The organism is Streptomyces sp. DT2A-34, assembly GCF_030499515.1.
Classification (GTDB): Bacteria; Actinomycetota; Actinomycetes; order Streptomycetales; family Streptomycetaceae; genus Streptomyces.
The window spans coordinates 3,359,444-3,379,669 of record NZ_JASTWJ010000001.1 but is presented as its reverse complement, the minus strand read 5'-3'; the positions used below and the strand labels follow the sequence as shown (position 1 = coordinate 3,379,669).

Annotated in this window: 14 protein-coding genes and 1 pseudogene; 10 read left to right on the top strand and 5 right to left on the bottom strand. The window is 70.9% G+C overall.

The window, feature by feature from the left end:
- Positions 1-80 precede the first annotated feature (80 nt).
- The 7 genes from QQM39_RS14635 to QQM39_RS14605 all read left to right on the top strand — a co-directional run bounded on the left by QQM39_RS14635 (position 81) and on the right by QQM39_RS14605 (position 8,785).
- Positions 81-1,658: a S8 family peptidase gene (locus tag QQM39_RS14635; RefSeq protein WP_301997137.1), complete on the top strand. Its 1,578-nt coding sequence runs from the start codon at positions 81-83 to the stop codon at positions 1,656-1,658.
- Positions 1,659-2,078: 420 nt separating this feature from the next.
- Positions 2,079-3,272 carry a DUF4190 domain-containing protein gene (locus QQM39_RS14630; protein ID WP_301997136.1) on the top strand — a complete coding sequence of 398 codons (1,194 nt, stop codon included), beginning with the start codon at positions 2,079-2,081 and terminating at the stop codon, positions 3,270-3,272.
- 147 nt (positions 3,273-3,419) lie between these two features.
- Complete coding sequence (locus QQM39_RS14625) at positions 3,420-4,172, top strand: GntR family transcriptional regulator (RefSeq protein WP_301997135.1); 753 nt, start codon at positions 3,420-3,422, stop codon at positions 4,170-4,172.
- Positions 4,173-4,543: 371 nt separating this feature from the next.
- Positions 4,544-4,735: an SPOR domain-containing protein gene (locus QQM39_RS14620; RefSeq protein WP_301997134.1), complete on the top strand. Its 192-nt coding sequence runs from the start codon at positions 4,544-4,546 to the stop codon at positions 4,733-4,735.
- Positions 4,736-4,764: 29 nt separating this feature from the next.
- Entirely contained in the window at positions 4,765-5,172 is a 408-nt protein-coding gene (locus tag QQM39_RS14615) for a (deoxy)nucleoside triphosphate pyrophosphohydrolase (protein WP_301997133.1), read from the top strand.
- A 170-nt stretch (positions 5,173-5,342) separates the two neighbouring features.
- Complete coding sequence (locus QQM39_RS14610; RefSeq protein WP_301997132.1) at positions 5,343-5,798, top strand: ATP-binding protein; 456 nt, start codon at positions 5,343-5,345, stop codon at positions 5,796-5,798.
- 287 nt (positions 5,799-6,085) lie between these two features.
- Positions 6,086-8,785, top strand: a complete 2,700-nt coding sequence (locus QQM39_RS14605; RefSeq protein WP_301997131.1) for a SpoIIE family protein phosphatase — start codon at positions 6,086-6,088, stop codon at positions 8,783-8,785.
- A gap of 468 nt (positions 8,786-9,253) precedes the next feature.
- Here the strand turns inward: QQM39_RS14605 and QQM39_RS14600 are convergent, their stop codons facing one another.
- Positions 9,254-10,897, bottom strand: a complete 1,644-nt coding sequence (locus QQM39_RS14600) for a hypothetical protein (protein ID WP_301997130.1) — start codon at positions 10,895-10,897, stop codon at positions 9,254-9,256.
- A 95-nt stretch (positions 10,898-10,992) separates the two neighbouring features.
- Between QQM39_RS14600 and QQM39_RS14595 the strand changes: the two genes are divergently transcribed.
- Positions 10,993-11,295, top strand: a complete 303-nt coding sequence (locus QQM39_RS14595; RefSeq protein ID WP_301997129.1) for a hypothetical protein — start codon at positions 10,993-10,995, stop codon at positions 11,293-11,295.
- On the opposite strand, the gene QQM39_RS14590 is transcribed toward QQM39_RS14595, so the two are convergent.
- Genes QQM39_RS14590 through QQM39_RS14575 form a run of 4 tightly spaced genes read right to left on the bottom strand, consistent with a single transcriptional unit; the run spans position 11,276 to position 15,180 of the window.
- A complete protein-coding gene (locus QQM39_RS14590) occupies positions 11,276-12,046 on the bottom strand; it encodes a succinate dehydrogenase/fumarate reductase iron-sulfur subunit (RefSeq protein WP_301997128.1) in 771 nt (256 codons plus the stop codon). The genes QQM39_RS14595 and QQM39_RS14590 overlap by 20 nt on opposite strands.
- Complete coding sequence (locus QQM39_RS14585; RefSeq protein WP_301997127.1) at positions 12,043-14,010, bottom strand: fumarate reductase/succinate dehydrogenase flavoprotein subunit; 1,968 nt, start codon at positions 14,008-14,010, stop codon at positions 12,043-12,045. The genes QQM39_RS14590 and QQM39_RS14585 overlap by 4 nt, the downstream gene beginning before the upstream one ends.
- Before the next feature lie 20 nt (positions 14,011-14,030).
- Positions 14,031-14,852, bottom strand: a complete 822-nt coding sequence (locus tag QQM39_RS14580; protein ID WP_301997126.1) for a hypothetical protein — start codon at positions 14,850-14,852, stop codon at positions 14,031-14,033.
- 37 nt (positions 14,853-14,889) lie between these two features.
- Complete coding sequence (locus tag QQM39_RS14575) at positions 14,890-15,180, bottom strand: hypothetical protein (RefSeq protein ID WP_301997125.1); 291 nt, start codon at positions 15,178-15,180, stop codon at positions 14,890-14,892.
- 376 nt (positions 15,181-15,556) lie between these two features.
- On the opposite strand from QQM39_RS14575, the gene QQM39_RS14570 reads away from it, so the two are divergent.
- Both QQM39_RS14570 and typA read left to right on the top strand, forming a co-directional pair.
- Positions 15,557-17,839 (top strand): ABC transporter family substrate-binding protein, encoded by a 2,283-nt coding sequence (locus QQM39_RS14570; RefSeq protein WP_301997124.1) that lies wholly within the window; start codon positions 15,557-15,559, stop codon positions 17,837-17,839.
- Between the two features lie 384 nt (positions 17,840-18,223).
- Positions 18,224-20,130 (top strand): annotated as a pseudogene (gene typA / locus QQM39_RS14565) (translational GTPase TypA).
- Positions 20,131-20,226 lie beyond the last annotated feature (96 nt).

The window sequence follows — 20,226 nt, the reverse complement described above, 5'->3', positions numbered from 1 at the left end:
ACAGCACAGGAAATTGACATGCTCCTGTCCGCTTCGTGTCGCCCCCACAAGCGCACCACCACTCGAGGAGGACCCCTCAGATGGCAGTGATGCGTAACTCCCGAAGAGACACCCGGCGAAGACTGGCCGCCCTCAGTGCCGCGGCCACCGCGGTCCTCACCGCGAGCCTGGTCTCCGCTCTCCCCGCCGCGGCCGCACCCGAGGGCCGCATCCAGTACGCGGGCGCGGTCAACGCCGTGGCCGACAGCTACCTCGTGAACCTCAAGGCGGACCACGCCCGTTCGGGCTCCGAGGCCGGACGCGCCCTGGTCGAGAAGTACGGCGCCGACATCGAGCGGACGTACCGGAAGGCCCTCAACGGCTACGCCATCGAGGCATCCGAGGCCGAGGCCAAGGCACTCGCCGCCGACCCGGCCGTCGCCTCCGTCGTCCAGAACCGCACCTTCAGCATCGACGCGACCCAGACCAACCCGCCCTCCTGGGGCCTGGACCGCGCAGACCAGCGCAACCTCCCCCTGAACAGCTCGTATACATACCCTGACTCGGCCGGCCAGGGCGTGACCGCGTACGTCATCGACACCGGCGTCCGCATCACCCACAGCGACTTCGGCGGCCGTGCCTCCTACGGCTACGACGCCATCGACAACGACAACACCGCCCAGGACGGCAACGGCCACGGCACGCACGTGGCGGGCACCGTCGCCGGATCGTCGTACGGCGTCGCCAAGAAGGCGAAGATCGTCGGCGTCCGCGTACTGAACAACTCCGGCTCCGGTACGACCGCCCAGGTCGTCGCCGGTATCGACTGGGTCGCCCGGAACGCGGTCAAGCCGGCCGTCGCCAACATGTCCCTCGGCGGCGGCGCCGACACCGCCCTCGACACGGCCGTACGCAACGCCATCGCCTCCGGCGTCACCTTCGCCGTCGCGGCCGGCAACGAGTCGACCAACGCCTCCACCAGGTCGCCCGCACGCGTCACCGAGGCCATCACGGTAGGCGCCACCACCAGCACGGACGCCAAGGCGAGCTACTCCAACTACGGCTCGGTCCTGGACCTCTTCGCGCCGGGCTCGTCCATCACGTCGACCTGGAACACCGGCGACTCGGCGACCAACACCATCTCCGGTACGTCGATGGCGACCCCGCACGTAGCGGGCGCGGCCGCGCTCCACCTCGCCGCCAACCCCTCGGCCACCCCGTCCCAGGTCTCCTCGGCCCTGACGTCCGCCGCCACGACCGGCGTAGTCACCAGCCCCGGCACGGGCTCCCCCAACCGACTCCTCTACGTGGGCGGCGGCACCACGACCCCTCCGGGCCCACGTTTCGAGAACACCGCTGACTACACGATCAGCGACAACTCCACGGTCGAGTCCCCGGTGACGGTCTCCGGCGTCTCCGGCAACGCGCCCTCGGCCCTCGCGGTCGAGGTCCACATCGTCCACACGTACATCGGCGACCTCCAGGTCCAGCTGATCGCCCCCGACGGCACGGCGTACACACTCAAGTCGTACGGCACGGGCGGCAGTTCGGACAACATCAACACCACGTACTCGGTGAACGCCTCCTCGGAGGCCGCCAACGGCACGTGGAAACTGCGCGTGAGCGACAACGCGAACGTCGACACCGGACGGATCGACGCCTGGGCGCTCCAGTTCTAGCCCTGAACCACTGATCCCCCTCGTCCTCGCGGAACGGCCCCGGGCCGACCGCGAGGACGAGCCGTTATAAGGCCATCCGGCGTCGAAGGGGCGGCGTCCCCCCACGGGCCCGCAGCCGCCCGCGGCGGGAAGGGGACGTGCCGGGGGGTGTCCGCCCGCAGAGTCCGGTGTCAAGAAACGGCACCTCTAGCGCAAGGCCCACCACCGGACCGAGGACGGACACCCCCCGGCACGGCCCCGACTCACCCCCCACCCGCAGGCGCTACGCGAACCCCCACCAAGGCCGCACAGGCCGCCGCAGGCATCCACGCGCACCCCCACCGGCCGACCAGCCCGTCGACCGCCCGGATCGCCGTACGATTCGCCCAGTCGTACGCCAGTTCCCCCGGCCCCGCCGCCTGAACCAGGAGCACGGTACCCGTGTCCATACCTCCGCCCTCCGGCCCCCAGCAGCCACAGGGCCCGTACGCGCAGGGCCAGTACCCCCCGCCGCCGTACCCCCACGGCGCACCCGGCGCCCCGGGACCGAACGCGTACCCGTACCACCCCTACGCCCCCTACGGCCGTCCCACGCCCGTCAACGGCGTCGCCATCGGCGCCCTGGTCCTCGGCATCCTCTGCTTCGTGCCGGCCGTGGGACTGGTGCTGGGCCTGATCGCGCTGGCGCAGATCAAGAAGACGGGCGAGCGCGGCAAGGGCATGGCGATAGCCGGTTCCGTACTGTCCTCCATCGGCCTCGCGCTGTGGGCGCTGACGCTGTCGACAGTCTCGGCCTCCGACTTCTGGGAGGGCTTCACGGACGCCGCGAAGGGCGAGGGCACCGCCTACGCGCTCGCCAAGGGCGACTGCTTCGACACGCCGACCGGCAGCCTGGAGGGCGAGGCCTACGACATCGACGAGGTGCCCTGCGCCCGCGAGCACGACGGCGAGGTGTTCGCCGTCGTCACGCTGCCGGGCGGCTCCTTCCCGGGCGACGACGAGGTCGAGCGGACCGCCGACGACAAGTGTTACGCGCTCCAGGACAGTTACGCCATGGACACCTGGGCCGTACCGGACGACGCGGACGTCTACTACCTCGTCCCGTCCCGGCAGAGCTGGCGCGTCGGCGACCGCGAGATCACCTGCCTGTTCGGCAGCACGCGGGAGAACGGCAAGCTGACCGGCTCGCTGCGCGGCGACTCGACGACCCTCGACGCGGACCAGATCGCCTTCCTCTCCGCGACCAACGCCATCGACACGACGCTGTACGAGGAGCCCGAGGAATACCCCGAGGACGACCTGGCGGCGAACCGGGCCTGGGCGAAGGACGTCCATGCGGAACTCGGCGAACAGATCGAGGCGTTGCGCGGGCGCACCTGGCCGGCCGGTGCGAAGCGGCCGGTCGCCGAGCTGATCGAGGAGATGGAGGACGCCCGCAAGGACTGGGCGCGAGCGGCCGCGGCCACCGACGCCGACACGTACTACACGCACTACGACAGCGGGTACGAGTACGTCGACGGACCCACGACCGTCACGGCGCGCAAAGCTCTGGGTCTGGACACCACCGTGCCGACGTACGAGGACGACTACGACAGCGTGGACGAGAGCGGGAGTGCGCCCGGCGTGGAGGTGTGAGCGCGGCTATAGCGGGGAGAAAGTGCCTGCGTAAAGCCCTCCACGGACACAAGTCATCACATCGAGTGATTCTCTGGCCTTTGCTTGCATGGGACAACCCACGGTTGCCACGCTGTTGCTGTCTGTACAGCCTGATGGGAGCGGCCAGTGACTTTCGGTGAGCAGCCGGCGTACCTGCGCGTCGCGGGTGATCTCCGCAAGAAGATCGTCGACGGTTCGCTGCCACCGCACACCCGCCTCCCCTCCCAGGCCAGGATCCGCGAGGAGTACGGCGTCTCGGACACCGTCGCGCTGGAGGCGCGCAAGGTGCTGATGGCCGAGGGGCTGGTCGAGGGCCGCTCCGGCTCCGGGACGTACGTCCGTGAGCGGCCCGTGCCGCGCCGGATCTCCCGCTCCGGCTTCCGCCCGCCGAGCGGTGCCACCCCCTTCCGCCAGGAGCAGGCCGACGGCGAGACGCGCGGCACCTGGGAGTCCAGCAGCGAGCAGGCCGAGGCGAGCGGCGCCATCGCCGAGCGGCTCGGCATCCGGCCCGGCGACCGCGTCATGTGCACGAGGTACGTCTTCCGGGACGCGGGCGAGCCGATGATGCTCTCCACGTCCTGGGAGCCTCTCGCCGTCACCGGCCGTACGCCCGTGATGCTGCCCGAGGAGGGCCCGCTCGGCGGCATGGGCGTCGTCGAGCGCATGGCGGCCATCGACGTCGTCGTGGACAACGTCACGGAGGAGGTGGGCGCACGCCCCGGCCTGGCGGAGGAACTGCTGGCGCTGGGCGGCGTCCCCGGCCATGTGGTGCTGGTCGTCCAGCGCACGTACTACGCGTCCGGCCGCCCCGTGGAGACGGCGGACGTGGTGATCCCGGCGGACCGCTACCGGGTCGCGTACCACCTCCCGGTGAAGTAGCGCACTCGGTGATGGAGTAGCGCACGCGTTGGTGAAGTAGCGCACACCTCTACGGCAGTTGTCGTCGCCTGAGCTCCAACTCCCGCCTCTCCCGCGGCCGTTGGAAACTGGCGGTTTTCGCAGGTCGCGACAGGCGTGTTCGATATGCCCGTGACCGGATGCATCGACGCCTGCGCGCGGCGCATTCGATGCCGCGCGCCCCCGGCGACTTGGCTGGTTGCGTACCTCTTTGTGAAAAGCCGTATTCGCTGCGTAAAGGTTAGGCGTAGGCTCGGGCATATGCGGATTGCGGTTTCCTTAGCGGGCGGGGCACGGCACAGGCCGCGAGCGGGACTCGGGCGGTCGTGGGCGGGAAGGAGCAGTGGGGCGCGATGAACGACAGCACGATCACTCTTCCCTGGCTCGTCGTTCGACAGGACGACAACGGCAATCGCTATCGCGTGGGCCGGTACGCGACACGGGCCGAGGCCCAGAAGATCGCGGACAGCCTCGATAGCCGTGGGCACAAGCAGCTGTACTGGGTCGAGCGGCTCGCGCAGAACGGGGACAGCGCCGACCGCTGAGATGTCACCGCTCCCGTAGGCTCCGGCGCATGACGGAACGGATCGTGGTCGGCGCCGCACTGTTGGAGGGGGGCCGCCTGCTCGCGGCCCGGCGCAGCGCGCCCGAGGAGCTGGCCGGGCGCTGGGAGCTGCCCGGCGGGAAGGTCGAACCCGGCGAGACGCCCGAGGCGGCGCTCGTGCGGGAGCTGCGTGAGGAACTCGGCGTGGACGCCGAGGTGGTCGAGCGGGTGCCGGGGCAGTGGCCCCTGAGGTCGCCGTACGTCCTACAGGTGTGGGTGGCCCGCCTCCTCCCCGGCGGTGACGAGCCCAAGCCCCTCCAGGACCACGACGCGCTGCGCTGGCTGGCGCCCGGAGAACTCTGGGACGTGGACTGGCTGGACCAGGACGTGCCGGCGGTCCGGGAGGTGGCCGGCCGGCTGGGGGTGTGGGGCGTCTGAACCCGGAAGTGAAGCCCGGCTGAGTCCGGATGCGTGGGTCGCCTCAGTCGGGAGACGAAGGCCGCCCGAGTCCGGATATGGGCCTGCCTGGGCCGGGCGGGGGTAGTCGAGTCACCGGATCCCACGCGCGGTACTGCCCGTCGAATATCGGGTATGTGCCCATTAACCCCATGAAACCGGACATGGGGAATCCGCTGGCCCGGGAAGTGATCGGCGTGATCGACTCCGAAGGCGGCTGCGCCGAGTGGACCTTTCCCGCGGAGGCAGGTGCCGTGCGTGCCGCTCGTGCCGCCGTTCGCGGCCGGCTGCGCGACTGGGGCCTGGACAGCCTCGCCGACATCACGGCGCTCCTGGTCAGTGAGCTGGTGACCAACTCCCTGCGGCACGCGACGGGCCCCATCGGCGTACGCCTGGTACGCCCCGTCGGTCTCGGCGGCGTCCTCCTGGTCGAGGTCTCCGACCCGCTCCCCGACCCACCCCTCGAACGCGTCGCCGCCCCCGAGGACGAGAGCGGCCGCGGACTCCAACTCGTGGCGCACTCCTCGCGCCGTTGGGGAACCCGACCGGGGCGGAACACGGGCAAGACGGTGTGGTTCGAGCTCGCGGTGCCGTCGGTGCCGGAGTGACCCGCTGGTCTCTCCACAACCCGTCAGTAGGCGTCCAGGGCGGTGTACGTACGCCCTCGCCCTGTCGAACGAATGGTTCAGGCCAGTGGCAGTTGGCGTGCCTCGTGATTCGACTGCGTGTCCGCTGGTTAGAAGACTGGAAGTGTTTCCACGGCCGGGACCGAAAACCATCGGGACCGTGCTGTGATCGTGAACACCGTGTTGTGCGGAGCCGTAGTGCTGGATACTGCGGGCAGCCGCTGTCGGTGACCGGTGCCGGGCGCGGTGAGCTGGAGGGGACGGTTCGCGTGAGCGAGATACCAGCGAAGGCCACGGAGTCCGAGGACCCGTCGGACGGCGCGAGGGGGAAGGCCGCGAGGGAGCGGGCTTACGACACACAGGCCTCGCAGTACACACAGGCCTCCCGGGACGCACGGGCCTCGCAGGACACACGGGCAGCCCGCGACACACACTCCTCCGACGAGTTCCGCCCCGGCGACGCCGTCTGGCAGAGCAGTCCGCCCGGCTCGATCTACGACTACATCAAGGTCGCGTCCTTCTCCATCGGCCCCCACGGCCTGGTCGACCAGTGGAGCCTGCGCGCCGAGCAGCTCTTCGGCATCCCGGCCGAACGCGCCGTCGGCATGGACCCCATAGAGGCGTTCATCGACCCGGACCTGCGCGAGCAGGGCCAGCGCAAGATGGCCGAGATCCTCGACGGACGGGAGTGGACCGGCGTGGTCCCCTTCCGGCTGCCGGACGACGCCTACGGCGGGCGCGGCAAGGATGGTCTCGCCGAGGTGTACGTCATGCCGACGCGGACCGAGGACGGCGAGAGGGCCGCCGTGTGCATCGTCGTCGATGTGCGCACCCTGCGCCGGATGGAGACCGACCTCGCCGCCTCGCAGTCGATATTCGGTCAATCTCCGTTCGGCTTCATCCTGATCGACCCCGAACTGAAGGTCCGCCGCGTCAACCACCGGTTCGCCTCCCTCTTCGGCGGCACACCCGACGACCACCGCGGCCACGACGTCCACGACTATCTGCCCCGCCCCGAGGCCGACCGGGTCGCGGCCACCCTGCGCCGCGTCCTGGAGAGCGGCAACTCCATCACGGACATGCACGTCACCGGCTTTCTGCCCGGCTCCGACGAACGCCGCCACTGGTCCGTCAACCTCTACCGTGTGCACAGCGGCAGCGGCCGGCCCATCGGCATCGCCTGGCTCGGACTCGACATCACCGCCCGTCGCGCCGCCGCCCGCGAGGCCGCCGCCGCGCGGCGCAATCTCGCCCTGCTGAACGACGCCGGTGCCCGCATCGGCAACTCCCTCGATCTGGAGACCACGGCCCGCGAACTCCTCGACGTCGTCGTCCCCGGCTTCTGCGACCTGGCCACGGTCGACCTCTACCAGGGCCTGCTGGCCGGCGACGAGACCCCGCCCGGCCTCGCCGACGGCAGCGCGGAACTACGCCGCGTCGCCTTCGCCAGCGCCGTCTCCGACGCGCCCTTCGTCGGCGGCGGCGCCGCGGTCGCGGTCGGCGCCGTCCACCACTACCCCTTCAACTCGCCCTGCGCGGACGCCCTGCGCACCGCCCGGCCGCAGTACGTGCCGGGCGAGGAGGGCGGCCTCGTGCAGTCCACGCTCGCGGTGCCGATGGTCGCCCACGACACGGTCGTAGGACTGGCGCAGTTCGCCCGTACGAAGGGCAGCGAGCCGTTCGGCGACCGGGACCGCGAGCTGGCGGTGGAGCTGGCGGCGCGGGCGGCGGTGTGCATCGACAACGCCCGCCTGTACCGGCGCGAGCACGAGCGGGCGCTGATACTGCAACGGTCCCTGCTGCCGCCGGGGGACCCGGTGGCGTCCGGGCTGGACATCGCGTGCCGTTACCTGCCGGGCAACTCCTCCTCCGACCGGCCCAGCGAGGTGGGCGGCGACTGGTTCGACGTCATCGAACTCCCCGGTCACCGCACGGCGTTGGTCGTCGGTGACGTCATGGGCCGAGGGCTGCGCGCGGCCGTGGCGATGGGCGAACTCCGTTCGGCCGTCCGAACGCTGGCGTTGCTGGACCTCGAACCGGCCGAGGTCCTCTCGGCGTTGGACGAGATCGCCCGCGGCCTGGGCGCCCCCGGCGGCGTCCAGCAGGCCACCCGCGCGGCCCGCCGCCCCCGCGAGGCGGACCTGTCCGAGGTGTACCTCGCGACCTGCGTGTACGCGGTCTACGACTCCGTCACGCGCCGCTGCACCTTCGCGAACGCCGGTCACCTGCCGCCGGTCCTCGTCGAACCCGGCGAGGCGGCGCTGATGCTGGACGTGCCGCCGGGGATGCCGCTGGGTGTGGGCGGCGAACCCTTCGAGGAGGTGGAGGTCGAGCTGCCGGAGGGTGCGCTGCTGGCGCTCTACACGGACGGACTGGTGGAGTCCCGCGACCACCCCCTGGACGAGGGCCTGCAAGCCTTCGTCGGCGCCCTCACCGATCCCACCAGCCCCCTGGAGGACGTCTGCGACCACGTCCTCAACACGCTCGACAGCCACCACGGCGAGGACGACATCGCGCTGCTGATGGCGCGCGTCCAGGGCCTGCCCGCCGAGTCGGTCGGTGACTGGACCCTTCCGCGCGAGCCCCGCAGCGTGGGCCGCGCCCGTGAGTACGCCCGGGGCCAGCTGCTGTCCTGGGACCTGGAGCCGCTGGTCGACACCACGGAGCTCCTGGTCAGCGAACTGGTCACCAACGCCCTCCGCTACGGCGAGGGTGAGATCAGGCTGAGGCTGCTGTTGGACCGCACGCTGGTGTGCGAGGTCTGGGACTCCGGTCTGGTCCAACCGCGCCGCCGACGGGCCCGTGACACGGACGAGGGTGGCCGCGGTCTGCAGCTGGTCGGGCTTCTCAGCGCGGCGTGGGGCTCCCGCCGGACGCCGCGCGGCAAGACGGTGTGGTTCGAACTGCCGTTGCCGGATGGGGGGAACGGGTTGGCGGATCCGGCGGAGGCGTTGCTGAGCCTGTTCTGAGTGCGCTTGGCGGGGGCGATCCCTGAGTTTTTCGCCCCCGCCGCCCCTACCCGTCCCATCCCCCAGGGGCGCTGCCCCTTCGACCCCGCCCCTCCTGGGGGCCTGCGGCCCCCAGACCCCCGCTTCGGCCCTGAACGGGCCTCGTCCTCAAACGCCGGACGGGCTGGGATTGCCTGGGCCGGCGTCGAGAGGTCGAGCCCCCAGCCGGGTGGGTGGGGGCTGGGGGCGGTGTGGCCTCGTTCTCGAACGCCGGACGGGGTGAAATGCCTGGCCGGTGCCAGGAAGTGACCGTCAGCGCCGCGAGGCAGAGCCCTCGGCCGGGTGGGTGGGGGCTGGGGGCGGTGTGGCCTCGTTCTCGAACGCCGCGACGGGCTGAAATGCGCAGACCGGCGCAGGGATTGCTGCGCGTCACGCCGAGGCGCGTGGTCGGACGGTGGGGCGGCGTTGCTGAGCCTGTTCTCGGTGGGCTCACGCGCTGGGCGGGCCTCCCCGGCGGTCCCATGTGCGGGGGCCGCCGAAGCTTGCCGGTGGGCCGTCGTTCGGCTCGTCGGGGGGCAGGATGCCGCCGAGGACGGCTCCGGTGAGGCCGGCGGCGGTCGTGGCGGGGCCGGCGATCGGGTGGCCGTATACGCGTATGTCCTGTTCGGCCAGCTCGCGGGCCTGCTGGGCCAGAGTGTCGGCGGTGAGGAGGTCGGACAGCTCCTGACGGGGCCCTCGCCTTCCCGGTGCGGACGCCGGACGGGCGAGACGCCGCCGCGCCTCCGCCAGACGGGTGCGCGCCTCGCTGCCCACCGCCGCCCGATGCGTCGCGACGACATCGTCCGCAGCGGCGACGGCACTGCTGGCGCAGAGCAGCGCGGCGGCCGTAATCACCCCGGCCCGCCCCGTGGCGATGGGCCCGACGCCCCGCACGATCCGTCGCAGTAGGTCGAGGGGGTCGTACGGCCCGGAGGTGAGCTCCTCGCGTACGACGGCCAGGGCGACGTCGGCATGGGTGACACGGGCGCGCAGCTCGCCGGGAGGGACGTCCACGTCCGCGGCTCCGAGCCCCGCCAGTGACTCCCGCGCCCCGGCGATCTCCGCCTCCCCGCCGGTCAGCGCGGCCGGAACCATCGCCGCGGCCGTCGCGAGCTCCCCGGTGAGCCGTTCGATGCCGTCGATGAAGACGGCGGCCTGGGCGATGGCACCCTCGGCGGCACGCAACTGCCCCGCGGCCCGCTCGGTGTCGCCCAAGTCGGCGCGCTGGCGGGCCTGGTTGAGACGCGTCGTGGCGAACACCAGGCGGTCCTTGGCCTGCTCGGCATGGCCCGCGACGGTGGCGGTGGCACCGGGGGCGTAGCGCGCGCCGAGCTCGCCGAGGGCGGCGCCGGCACCCCCGGTACGCCCGGCCAGTTCCCGGAACCGGGCCTCGGCGACGACCAGGGCATGGCCCAGCCCCCCGCCCAAGCCCTCCTCCAACCCCCGCACCTGGTCGAACGCGGCGGCCTGCGCATCCAGCAACCGCCCCGCCTCCTCGGCCCGCCCGACGATCCCCGCGAGCACATGCCGCCGAGCGCCGTCCTCCCCCGCAACCCCGTCCTCGTACTGCCACCGCATCCGGAACGCGGCCGCCAGCTCGCCTTCCGCGTCCCGCAGAGCCCGCGCGAAGGGCTCGATGTCCCCCACCTCGTCCCGCTCCTCGACGAACCCCAGCTCCTCCCGGCTGACCCGCACCGAGTCGTCGGCCGCGACCAGCAAGGCCCGTGCCCGCGCGTCGAGTTCGGCGACGTCCGGCTCCGCGACCCGCCCCGGCGCCCCACCGGGAGTCGTACGCCCCCGCGCCCGCCGCCTGCGCCGGAAGAACCCGTACGCCGCGACCCCCACCACCACGATCGCGGCCAGCAGCGGCAGCACGAGTTCGGCGGCGGACGTCTCCCCGACCTCCCCCTGAGCCACCGCACCGGCCACGGGCCGCTCCGCCCCGCCCGCGACCGGACCCTCGCCCCTGAGGATCAGCCCGGGCCACACCAGCCACGCCACCCCGACCAGCCCACGCACCAGCGCATGCGCCACCCGCACGGATATTCGCGAGGTGCCACGCCGAGGCCGGCCCCGGATCAAGGATGAGGTCACATTTCGGAGCGTATGAGCAGGAATGCGGCCGCGCGACCGGGGACGTCGGGGGTGGGGGCGGGGCCGGTCATGCGGCTGGTGGGACGATGACCGCCATGCACATCTACTTGGTGGTGGGGGCCGCGGTGTCCCTGGGCCTGCTCGGCGTGCTCGGCATTGTGGCCATCACGACCGGCTGGGTCGTGCCCTTCGGCCGCCCCCGGGTGCTGCGGCCGAAGCTGTGGGGGTACGGCTCGCTGGTGAGCGCGGTCGGCGGGGCCGTGTTCGTCTTCCTGGGGCCGCTCGCCCGGGAGTACGGCCCCCTGCCCTGGGCCGGCTGGTTCGCCCTCATGGGGGGCCTGGGCCTGCAGATGCTGGCCCAGCGCCCCGGCCGTGGTGCTACGAAGACCGCCTCCTGATCTTCGATCCCAGCCACACCAACGGGTCGTACTTGCGGTCGACGACCCGTTCCTTCAAGGGGATCAGCGCATTGTCGGTGATCTTGATGCCCTCGGGGCAGACCTCCGTGCAGCACTTGGTGATGTTGCAGTAGCCGAGCCCGTGTTCGTCCTGGGCCGTGCGCTTGCGGTCCAGGCCCGTCTCCGCGGCCGCGTCCAACGGGTGCATGTCCAGTTCCGCGACCCGCATCAGGAAGCGCGGGCCCGCGAACGCCGGCTTGTTCTCCTCGTGGTCACGGACGACATGGCAGGTGTCCTGGCACAGGAAGCACTCGATGCACTTGCGGAACTCCTGGGAGCGGTCCACGTCCTCCTGCATCATGCGGTACTCGCCGGGCGCCAGGCCCTCCGGCGGCACGAAGGACGGAACCTCGCGCGCCTTGGCGTAGTTGAAGTTCACGTTCGTCACGAGATCCCGCACCACCGGGAACGCCCGCAGCGGCGTCACCGTGATCGTCTCCTCCCGGGTGAACACCGACATCCGCGTCATGCACAACAGCCGCGGCCGCCCGTTGATCTCGGCGGAGCACGAACCGCACTTGCCCGCCTTGCAGTTCCAGCGGACGGCCAGGTCGGGCGCCTGGGTGGCCTGGAGGCGGTGGATGATGTCCAGGACCACCTCGCCGTCGTTCACCTCGACCTCGAAGTCCTCCAGGCCGCCGCCCTGCACATCGCCCCGCCACACCTTGAAGCGGGCCTCATAGCTGCTCACTGGTAGAGCTCCTCTTCGGCGAGGTACTTGACCAGCTCCTCCTTGTCGAAGAGAGCGAGCAGGTCGGGGCGGACGGGGTCGGTGGTCTCGCGCAGCAGGGCGATCTGGCCGCGTTCCGGGTCCGTGGCCGCCAACCCGCCCGTCGGGTCGGTGAGCCGGCACAGCAGGTTGATGTTGCGCCACTTGCGGTCCATCGTCGGGTGGTCCTCGCGGGTGTGCCCGCCGCGCGACTCCGTGCGCTCCAGCGCCGCCCGGGCGACGCACTCGCTGACCAGCAGCATGTTGCGCAGGTCCAGCGCGAGGTGCCAGCCCGGGTTGAACTGGCGGTGGCCCTCGACGCCGGCCCGCCGGGCGCGGACGCGCAGCTCCGCCAGCTTCTCCAGGGCCTGCTCCATCTCACCCTCGCGGCGGATGATGCCGACGAGGTCGTTCATGGTCTGCTGGAGTTCCTGGTGGAGGGTGTACGGGTTCTCCGGCGGACGCCCGTCGTCCGCGCCCCCGGCCGGACCCTCGGCCGAGAAGGGGCGCAGCGCCTCCGCGGCCGCCGCGTCGATCTGCAGGTCGCTGACCTCGGGGCGTTCGAAGGCCCGCGCGGCCGCGTACTCGGCGGCGTGCCAGCCGGCCCGGCGGCCGAAGACCAGGAGGTCGGAGAGCGAGTTGCCGCCCAGCCGGTTCGAGCCGTGCATGCCGCCCGCGACCTCACCGGCCGCGTACAGGCCGGGCACCCCGCGCGCCGCCGCCGTGTCCGACTCGACCGCGATGCCGCCCATGACGTAGTGGCAGGTCGGCCCGACCTCCATCGCCTCCGCCGTGATGTCCACGTCCGCCAGCTCCTTGAACTGGTGGTACATGGAGGGGAGGCGGCGCTTGATGACCTCGGCCGGCATCCGGGTCGACACGTCCAGGAACACGCCGCCGTGCGGGGAGCCCCGGCCCGCCTTCACCTCGGCGTTGATCGCCCGGGCGACCTCGTCACGAGGGAGCAGCTCCGGGGGCCGCCGGTTGTTGTCCGGGTCCTCGTACCAGCGGTCGCCCTCCTCCTCCGACTCGGCGTACTTCTCCTTGAAGACGTCGGGGATGTAGTCGAACATGAACCGCTTGCCCTCGGAGTTGCGCAGCACCCCTCCGTCGCCGCGCACCGACTCCGTGACCAGGATCCCCTTCACCGACGGCGGCCAGACCATGCCCGTCGGATGGAACTGCACGAACTCCATGTTGAGCAGGGGCGCGCCCGCCAGCAGTGCCAGCGCATGCCCGTCGCCGGTGTACTCCCAGGAGTTCGACGTCACCTTGAAGGACTTGCCGATCCCGCCCGTAGCGATCACCACGGCGGGGGCTTCGAGGACGAAGAAACGGCCGGTCTCGCGGTCGTAGGCGAAGACCCCGGAGACCCGGCTGCCGCCCGCGGCGGAGCCGCTGTCAGGCACGGTGAGGATCCTCGTGACCGTGCACTCCTGGTAGACCTTCAGCCGGGACTCGTAGTCCCCGGTCTCCTTCTTGTCCTGCTGCTGGAGCGAGACGATCTTCTGCTGGAGCGTGCGGATCAGCTCCAGGCCGGTGCGGTCGCCGACGTGCGCCAGGCGCGGGTACTCGTGGCCGCCGAAGTTGCGCTGGGAGATACGGCCGTCCTTCGTACGGTCGAAGAGCGCCCCCCAGGTCTCCAGCTCCCACACCCGCTCCGGAGCCTCCTGCGCGTGCAGCTCGGCCATCCGCCACTGGTTGAGGAACTTGCCGCCGCGCATGGTGTCGCGGAAGTGGACCTGCCAGTTGTCGTGCTCGTTGGCATTGGCCATGGCCGCCGCGATGCCGCCCTCGGCCATCACCGTGTGCGCCTTGCCGAACAGCGACTTGCAGATCACGGCCGTACGGGCGCCTCGCTCACGTGCCTCGATGGCGGCGCGGAGGCCGGCGCCCCCGGCGCCGACCACGACGACGTCCCACTCCTGCCGTTCGACCACGGACATCAGTTCAGTCCCCACCAAATCTAGAAGAAGCGCGGATCGTCGAAGACCCCGGACGCGACGAGATAGACGTAGAAGTCGGCGAGCGCCACGCTCACCAGCGACGTCCAGGCGAGCAGCATGTGGCGGGCGTTGAGTTTCCCGATCCACTGCCACATCCGGTAGCGCACCGGGTGTTGGGAGAAGTGCTTGAGTTTGCCGCCGACGATGTGCCGGCACGAGTGGCAGGAGAGGGTGTACGCCCAGATCAGCACGATGTTGACGAGGAAGACGAGGGTGCCGAGGCCCATGTGGCCCCACTCGTAGTTCTCGTCGCGGAAGGCGAGCACCGTGTCGTACGTCAGGATCCCGGCGACCGGGATCGCGGCGTAGAAGAAGTACCGGTGGATGTTCTGCAGGACCAGCGGGAACCGGGTCTCACCGGAGTACTTCTTGTGCGGCTCGGCGACCGCGCAGGCCGGGGGCGAGGCCCAGAAGCCGCGGTAGTAGGCCTTGCGGTAGTAGTAGCAGGTCAGGCGGAAGCCGAGCGGGAAGATCAGGATGATGATCGCGGGGGAGATGCCCCACCAGCTCCCGAACAGCTCCCAGTTCGGCCCGGCGCGCATGGGCTCGCAGTTCTCCGCCAGACAGGGCGAGTAGAACGGGGAGACGTACGGCGCCGCGTAGTAGTCCGCGTTGGCGAAGGCCCGCCAGGTCGAGTACACGATGAACGCCAGCAGACCGGCCGCGGTGGCGGCCGGGGCCAGCCACCAGCGGTCGGTCCGCAGGTGCGGGGCGGCGATCGCGGCGCGCGTACCGGTGTGTACGCCGCCGCTGTTCAGATGGGGTTCCGTACCAGTGGCCAATGCATGACTCCGGTCGGGTGTGGGTTCTCGGGGGATCTCAGGGAGCGCGGCGGTCCCGGGCGCCGAGACCCTCGTCATCCGTGTCGATCCACAGAGAGTCGTCGTACGGCGTGTCGGGGATGGTGACGAGCTCCGGCTTGCGCTGTGTGCTGGGGGTCGTGGCAGCGTCCCGCAGCAGCGCGACGCTCTCGCGCAGATGGTTGGCGTCGGTGCGGACGCGGCGCATCTCCAGGCCGGCGGTGCCGAGCTGCTTCTCCAGTCGGCCCACGGACCGGGCCAGGTCGTCGAGGCAGCGCTGGACAGTTGTCAGGTCGTCTTGCACGGACATGACGTGACCTCACTTCCGTGGGCCCTTGGGCCCTGGGTGGCAACGTTCATGCGCCTGCGAGTGTCGCGCGTCACACCTGTCGCTGTGAAGGGATGTGCAGCGATTGGCGGATTGCACGCCTCCGTCGCGCGCCCGCATGCGCTCTGTGTACGCCGGGGGAGCTGCAGGAGTGCGCGGGCGCGTTGCTCCACCCGTGTGGGAGCGAGTTGCTCCACACGGGTGGCCTTGCGCGCCCCCGCCGCCGTGTCGACTCCGCCTGGCGAACCCTTTCCTCTTCAGTGGGGCCCATAGATCTGATCAACTCCAAAATACCGCCAAACGTGATCAGAACGCACTTATTGTCACCGGCGGGAGTCGCTCCCCGGAGGTACCAGAGATGTCCTACGACGGCGTCGGACCCAGGCCTGGTCGCAGCGCGGTCATGCGCTCGGTCGCCTTCCTCGCGGCGGGCGTGCTCGCGGTGCCCGCGCTCGCCGGTTGCAGCGACCCGGACCCCGCCGGAAAGCCGCTGGCCGGGCAGGACATCGCGCCGGCCGCCCGGTCCCTGATCGCCGACGGCGGCACACTGCGGTGGGCCGTGGACGCCGTACCGGAGACGCTGAACACCTTCCAGTCGGACGCCGACGCGACCACGACCCGGATCGCACAGGCCACCCTGCCGTCGATGTTCCGGCTCGACGAGGCCGGGCGCCCGGAGCGCAACCCGGACTACCTCGAATCCGCCAAGATCATCGAGACCGAGCCCAAGCAGGTCGTCCTGTACAAGCTCAACCAGCAGGCCGTCTGGAGCGACGGCCGCGAGATCGGCGCCGCCGACTTCGCCGCCCAGTGGCGGGCCCTGTCCGGAAAGGACAGCGCCTACTGGACCGCCCGCAACGCCGGTTACGACCGCATCGAGCGGATCGAGCGCGGCGACAACGACCTGGAGGTGCGGGTCACCTTCGGGCGGCCGTACGCCGACTGGCGGTCGCTGTTCTCGCCGCTGTACCCGAAGGAGGTCATGGGCACGCCGGACTCGTTCAACGACGGGGCGCGGCGCAAGCTCAAGGTCAGCGCCGGGCCGTTCGCCGTGAAGAAGATCGACCGCAAGGACGACGAGGTCCGGCTCACCCGGAACCCCCGCTGGTGGGGGGAGCCGGCCAAGCTGAACGAGATCGTGCTGCGGGCCGTGCCGCGCGACGAGCGGGCCGCCCAGCTGGCCGCCGGACAGCTCGACCTGGCCGAGATCGACCCCACCGCGGCCCGGCGCATCGCGCTCGCCTCGCCTCCCCGGGGCGCGACCGCCAGTGCCACCGGTACGGCGCTGATGGGGCCGGAGCGGGGGCGGGGCAGCGGGACGACCACGAAGGAGCACCGGACGCAGGCGGCGTTCCAGGGCTTCGAGGTGCGCAAGTCCCTGGAACCGGCGTACACCCAGCTCGCCCTCAACGGCGCCGACGGTCCGCTCGCCGACGAGCGGGTGCGGCGGGCGGTGGCGCGCGCGCTCGACCGCAAGGAACTGGCGAAGCTGGTCCTCGCCCCGCTCGGCCTGCCGACCGAACCGGTCGGCAGCCACCTCGCGCTCTCCGGCCAGGCCGCGTACGCCGACAACAGCGGCGCGATCGGGGACCAGGACACGGCGGAGGCGCAGGCGCTGCTGGCGGACGCGGGGTGGGTGCAGGGCGGGCCGATCAAGGAGGAGAAGGGGAAGAAGGGGGAGGAGGCGGCTGGGGCGGAGGGGGAGAAGGCCGGGGAGGGGGAGAAGGGGGAGAAGGGCGAGAAGGCAGGGGACGGGGAGAAGGCGGAGAAGGCCGGCAAGAGCGAGAAGAGCGAGAAGAGCGAGAAGAGCGAGAAGAGCGAGAAGGCCGACGGGGGCGAGAAGGCCGACAAGAAGTCGGAGTCGAAGGCGAAGTCGGACTCTGAGTCGGACTCGGAGGGCGGGGACGACGGGACGTACATCGTCGGGGAGGACAACAAGGCGGACGGTGGCGAGGGGAAGCACCTCGCCCAGGACGGCAAGCAGTACGGCAGCAAGCAGGTGCAGCAGGGCGGGGCGCCCGGCGCGTACGCTCCGCAGGGCACCGCCGCTCCGGCGGGCGCGGCAGTGCGGCCGCTGGCGAAGAACGGCAAGCCGCTGACGCTGCGCTTCGTGGTGCCGGCGGGGGAGGGCTCTCAGACGCTGCGGACGGTGGCGGACCGGATCGGCATCATGCTGGAGCGGGTCGGTATCCGGACCGAGATCACCAAGGTCGCGGACGAGAGCTACTTCAAGGACCACATCGCGTCCGGTCAGTACGACCTCGCCCTGTACTCGTGGCCTGCCTCCGCCTACCCCGCGACCGATGCCCGGCCCATTTACGCCAAGCCGGTTCCGGCGGCCGACGGTTCCCTGAACGTCGAGCAGAACTACACGCGGGTCGGCACCGATCAGGTCGACCAGCTCTTCGACCAGGCGATCGCCACGCTCGACGAGTCCGAGTCGCGGTCCCTGATCCGCAAGGCGGACTCGCGCATCTGGGCCGCGGCCGGCTCGATTCCGCTGTACCAGCGGCCGCAGCTGACAGCGGCCAGGAAGAACGTCGTCAACGCGGGTGCCTTCGGCTTCCGGACACCGGTGTACGAGGACATGGGCTTCCTGAAGAAGGGCGCCCGGCCGTCGGCCTCGGCTACGGCCCGCTGAGTTTCCTCGCCCCCGCCGCCCCTACCCGTCCCGTCCCCTGGGGGCTGCCGCCCCCAGACCCCCGCTTCGGCCCTGAACGGGCCTCGTCCTCAAACGCCGGACGGGCTGACGTACTCAGCCCGTCCGGCGTTTGAGGAGCGAGGGTCCAGGGGGCAGAACCCCTGGGAACGGGGTCGAAGGGGCGGAGCCCCTGGAGGACGGGACGGGTAGGGGCGGCGGGGGCGCGGCAAAAGCCTGTCCCACCTGGGGCGACATATCCCGGCGAGCCCCAGTGGGAGCGGACACGTACCATGGGGTGAGGCCGTGGCGTGTCAAGCCCGGCAGGGCCCGCGTCACACAGACAGACGCGCAGGCCATCCTCACACTCCGGGAGAACGCCGCAATATGGCCACGCGCCACGACATCCGCAATGTCGCCATCGTCGCTCACGTCGACCACGGCAAGACCACCATCGTCGACGGCATGCTGAAGCAGGCCGGCGCCTTCGCCGCCCACCAGCTCGAAGGCGTCGACGACCGAATGATGGACTCGAACGACCTGGAGCGTGAGAAGGGCATCACGATCCTGGCCAAGAACACGGCGGTGAAGTACCACCCGAAGGACGGGGGGACGTCATCACCATCAACATCATCGACACCCCCGGCCACGCCGACTTCGGTGGTGAGGTGGAGCGCGGTCTGTCGATGGTGGATGGCGTCGTGCTGCTCGTCGACGCCTCCGAGGGGCCGCTGCCGCAGACCCGGTTCGTGCTGCGCAAGGCGCTGCAGGCCCGGCTGCCGATCATCCTCTGCATCAACAAGACCGACCGTCCGGACGCCCGTATCGACGAGGTGGTCAACGAGACCTACGACCTCTTCCTCGACCTGGACGCCGACGAGGAGCAGATCGAGTTCCCGATCGTCTACGCGTGCGGCCGTGACGGCATCGCGTCGCTGACCAAGCCGCAGGACGGGACCGTACCGAGCGACTCGACCAGCCTCGAGCCGTTCTTCTCGACGATCCTGGAGCACATCCCGGCCCCGACGTACGACGACGCCGCCCCGCTCCAGGCGCACGTCACCAACCTCGACGCCGACAACTTCCTCGGCCGTATCGCGCTGCTGCGCGTGCACCAGGGCGAGCTGAAGAAGGGGCAGACCGTCGCCTGGATGAAGCGCGACGGGTCCGTCACCAACGTGCGCATCTCCGAGCTGATGATGACCGAGGCGCTGACGCGCAAGCCGGCGGAGAAGGCCGGTCCCGGTGACATCTGCGCCGTCGCCGGTATCCCCGACATCATGATCGGCGAGACCCTGGCCGACCCGGAGAACCCGGTCCCGCTGCCGCTCATCACCGTCGACGAGCCCGCGATCTCCATGGTCATCGGCACCAACACCTCCCCGCTGGTCGGCCGTGGCGGCACCGGCAAGGGCGCCGACGCCAAGGCGGCCGTCAAGGACCGCAAGGTCACCGCCCGCCAGGTCAAGGACCGCCTCGACCGCGAGCTGATCGGTAACGTCAGCCTCCGCGTCCTGGACACCGAGCGCCCCGACGCCTGGGAGGTGCAGGGCCGCGGTGAGCTGGCGCTGGCCATCCTGGTCGAGCAGATGCGCCGCGAGGGCTTCGAGCTGACCATCGGCAAGCCGCAGGTCGTCACGAAGGACGTGGACGGCAAGGTCTACGAGCCCGTCGAGCGCATGACCATCGACGTGCCCGAGGAGCACATGGGCGCGGTCACGCAGCTGATGGGCGTGCGCAAGGGCCGTATGGACAACATGTCCAACCACGGGTCCGGGTGGGTGCGCATGGAGTTCGTGGTGCCGTCGCGCGGTCTCATCGGCTTCCGGACCGAGTTCCTGACCCAGACCCGTGGTACGGGCATCGGGCACTCCATCCACGAGGGCCACGAGCCCTGGTTCGGCACCCTGCAGACCCGCAACAACGGCTCGCTGGTCGCCGACCGCTCCGGCGCCGTCACCGCGTTCGCGATGACGAACCTCCAGGAGCGCGGCGTGCTGTTCGTCGAGCCCGGCACCGAGGTGTACGAGGGCATGATCGTCGGCGAGAACTCACGCGCCGACGACATGGACGTCAACATCACCAAGGAGAAGAAGCTCACCAACATGCGGTCGTCCACGGCCGATGTGGCCGAGTCGATCGTCCCGCCGCGCAAGCTGTCGCTGGAGCAGTCCCTGGAGTTCTGCCGCGACGACGAGTGCGTCGAGGTCACCCCGGAGGCGGTCCGTATCCGCAAGGTCAACCTGGACGCCCGCGAGCGCGCCCGCGCCGCGAGCCGCGCCAAGCACGGCTGATCATCGGGCAGTTGAGCCCGGGCTCCCCGACGAGGGGAACCCGGGCTTTTTCATGAGCCGTTTCCGGGGAACTGGAAGGGTTACGCGTCAGCTGTG

Excerpts from the sequence above, each read along its gene's own strand:
- QQM39_RS14635 (WP_301997137.1), top strand. The coding sequence starts at position 81 with ATGGCAGTGATGCGTAACTCCCGAAGAGACACCCGGCGAAGACTGGCC.
- QQM39_RS14620 (WP_301997134.1), top strand. The coding sequence starts at position 4,544 with ATGAACGACAGCACGATCACTCTTCCCTGGCTCGTCGTTCGACAGGAC.
- QQM39_RS14615 (WP_301997133.1), top strand. The coding sequence starts at position 4,765 with ATGACGGAACGGATCGTGGTCGGCGCCGCACTGTTGGAGGGGGGCCGC.
- QQM39_RS14610 (WP_301997132.1), top strand. The coding sequence starts at position 5,343 with ATGAAACCGGACATGGGGAATCCGCTGGCCCGGGAAGTGATCGGCGTG.
- QQM39_RS14595 (WP_301997129.1), top strand. The coding sequence starts at position 10,993 with ATGCACATCTACTTGGTGGTGGGGGCCGCGGTGTCCCTGGGCCTGCTC.
- QQM39_RS14585 (WP_301997127.1), bottom strand. The coding sequence starts at position 14,010 with ATGTCCGTGGTCGAACGGCAGGAGTGGGACGTCGTCGTGGTCGGCGCC.
- QQM39_RS14575 (WP_301997125.1), bottom strand. The coding sequence starts at position 15,180 with ATGTCCGTGCAAGACGACCTGACAACTGTCCAGCGCTGCCTCGACGAC.
- QQM39_RS14570 (WP_301997124.1), top strand. The coding sequence starts at position 15,557 with ATGTCCTACGACGGCGTCGGACCCAGGCCTGGTCGCAGCGCGGTCATG.